This window comes from Mycobacterium sp. TH-M103, assembly GCF_057473785.1.
Map to the genome: position 1 here is coordinate 1 of NZ_JBYCLG010000095.1, position 2,985 is coordinate 2,985.

The following is a 2,985-nucleotide window of genomic DNA, read 5'->3' on the forward strand; positions in this document are numbered from 1 at the left end:
TGTTCAGCCTCGAGGACGGGGCGCTGCTGATGGCCGAGCGCGGCCGGCTGTTCGGCAGCCTGCCCGCCGGTGGCCGCATGGTCGCGATCTTCGCCGCTCCCGAGCGTGTGGAGAGCCTGACCGACGAGTACCCGAGCCTGTCGGTGGCCGCCTACAACGGCGCCAACACCGTGCTGTCGGGACCCGCGCAGGACCTGGACCGGGCGGTCGCCGGGCTGGCGGCCGACGGGGTCCGGTGTGAGTGGCTGGACACCAGCCACGCGTTCCACTCGGCGCTGCTGGAGCCGATCCTCGACGAGTTCGAGGCCTATGCGAACCGGTTCGAATTCAGCGCACCCGAACAGATCCTGGTGTGCAACCGCACGGGCGCCGTGATCGGCCGGAGCGTGAAAATCGACGGCCCTTATTGGCGGCGCCACGCGCGGCAGCCCGTGGAATTCGCCGGCAGCGTGCGCACCCTCGCCGAGCTGGGCTGCAAAGTGTTGCTGGAAGTCGGACCGCAACCGGTGCTCACCGCCGCGGCGCTGCGAGCGTGGCCCGACCCGGCCACCGCGCCGCGGGCGATCGCGTCGTTGCGCCGGAACACCGCCGACCACCGCCAGATCACCGAGGCGTTCGCCGAGGCGTACGTCCTGGGACACCTGCCCGACTTCGGCGCCCTCATCGGACCGGCCCGCAAGCTCGATCTGCCCACCTACCCGTTCCAGCATCGCGAGTACTGGTACCGGGACAATCGGGAACGCCCCCATCAGCAACAGCGACTCGCCGCCAGCAGCCAGGCGGTCCGGCTTCTCGAAGCGGATCGGATCGAGGAACTGGCCGCGCTGCTGGACGGTGCGAAGGGCAACCAGCAGACCGTGGACGTGCTGACCAAGCTTGCCGCACAACACAACCGGCAGCGTGCGACCCGGTCGATCGCGGAAGAGCGCTACGAGATCCGGTGGGAGAAATGCACCGCCGCCGCGTCCGGTGCGCAAGCCGACGACGCACCGTACTGGCTTCTCATCGGCGATGACGCCGACGTGGTTGCGCCGTTGGCCCACGCGCTGACCGCGCGCGGACACCGGCATCGGATGCTGGGGCTGCCGGCGTCCGACGCGGACGAGGAGGAACTCGGCAACGCGTTGCGCGCCGCCGCCGCGGACGAGCCGGCGTTGCGCATCCTGCACGTCGCGGCCCTCGACTCCGGCACCGGACCGACGATGCTGTCGCTCTCGGAAATGCAGCACCGGGTCCTGGGCGGAACACGGCGGCTCTTCCGCGCCGCGGTGGCCGCCGAACTGCGCGCACCCATCTGGTTGGTGACCCGCAACGCCCAGCGAGTCGTCGACGCCGACACCGTGTCACCGGACCAGAGTTGCCTGTGGGGGTTCGGCCGCGCCGCCGCGCTGGAGCATCCGCAGGTGTGGGGCGGGCTGGCCGACCTGGCCGAAGGGACCGCCGCCCCGACGACCGCGGAATGGTCGGCGTTGATCGACCAGCTCGCGGCGGCACCGCGCGGCTCGTCCGCGCGGGAAGACCAGGTCGCGCTGCGTGAGCAGGCGGTCTATGTGCCGCGGCTGGTTCGGCAGCTTCGGCAACCGAGCGGCGCGCCGCCGGAGTTGCGTGCTGACGCAACGTATCTGGTGACCGGGGGGCTGGGCGCGATCGGGCTGGAGATTGCCGCCTATCTGGCCGCGAACGGCGCCCGGCACCTGGTGCTGACCAGCCGGCGCGCACCCGGTGACGCCGCGCAACGGCGCATCGACGCGATCCGCGAACAGCACGGCTGCGAGGTCATGGTCGTCGCGGCCGATGTCGCGAACGCCGACGACATCGCACGCCTGCTGGCCACCGTGCAGGCCGAGCTGCCGCCGCTGGCCGGCATCGTGCACGCCGCGGGCGAGATCGGCATCTCCCCGCTGCGCACCCTCGATGATGCCGAAGTGGACCGGGTGTTCGCCGGGAAGGTCTGGGGTGCTTGGCATCTGAGCGAAGCGACGGCGGACCTGCAGTTGGACTTCTTCCTCAGCACCTCCTCGATCGCCTCGGTGTGGGGCAGCTTCGGCCAGACCGCCTACGGCGCGGCCAACGCCTTCCTCGACGGGCTGGCCTGGCGGCTGCGCGAGCGGGGGGGCATCAGCGTCAATTTCGGACCCTGGTCGGTCGGCATGGCCGACGAGGAGGCTCGCACGCGACTGGCCCAGCGCGGGGTGCGGACATTGTCGGCCGCCGATGCGCTGGCGGGTATGGCCGACGTCATGGCGGCTTCGCGCGCTTCGGGGGAGGCACCGGGTCCCGCGCAAGGGGTGGTGGCCCGGATCGACTGGGCCCGCTTCCTGCCGCTGTACCAGCAAGCCGGGAGACGGTCGCTCCTCGCGGAACTGGAGCGCGAGGTGCCCACCCAGGCGACCGGGGTCGCGGCGTCCGCAACTTCCTCCGGGAAGACCCGGTTGGTCGAGCAGCTCACCCACGCCCCGGTACAGCGGCGCAGGAAGATGCTCGTGGACTACCTGCGTGAGGCGGTGGCGGAGGTGACGCGAGTCGATGCCGCCGAAATCCGCGAGGACGCCGGATTCTTCGACCTCGGCATGGATTCTCTGATGGCCATCGAATTGCGGCAACGCATCGAGCAAGGCGTCGGCAAGGAGATCCCGGCAACCCTGGCGATGGACTACCCACGTCTGTCCGACGTGGCGGATTACCTGCTCGGCGACGTGCTCGGGCTCGACGACCGGGCATCCGCCGGTTCGGGGGCTGTTTCCGGGCGCCCGCAGGCGTCGGCAGCGACGACACGCACCGACGAGCCGATCGCGATCGTCGCGGTCTCGTGCCGATTCCCCGGTGCGCCCGACCCGGAGGCATTCTGGGAGTTGCTGTCCGACGGTGTCGATGCGATCCGAGAGATTCCGGAAGACCGGTTCGACATCGACGAGTTCTACGATCCCGACCCGGAGGCGCCGGGCAAGATCTACAGCCGTTTCGGCGGATTCCTCGACGCCATCG

At 70.6% G+C, this 2,985-nt stretch carries 1 protein-coding gene; it reads left to right on the plus strand.

Annotation, left to right across the window (positions count from 1 at the left end; genetic code table 11):
- Positions 1-2,985: type I polyketide synthase (locus AC2VOR_RS05430; protein WP_486963334.1), on the plus strand; the 2,985-nt coding region annotated here is incomplete at both ends.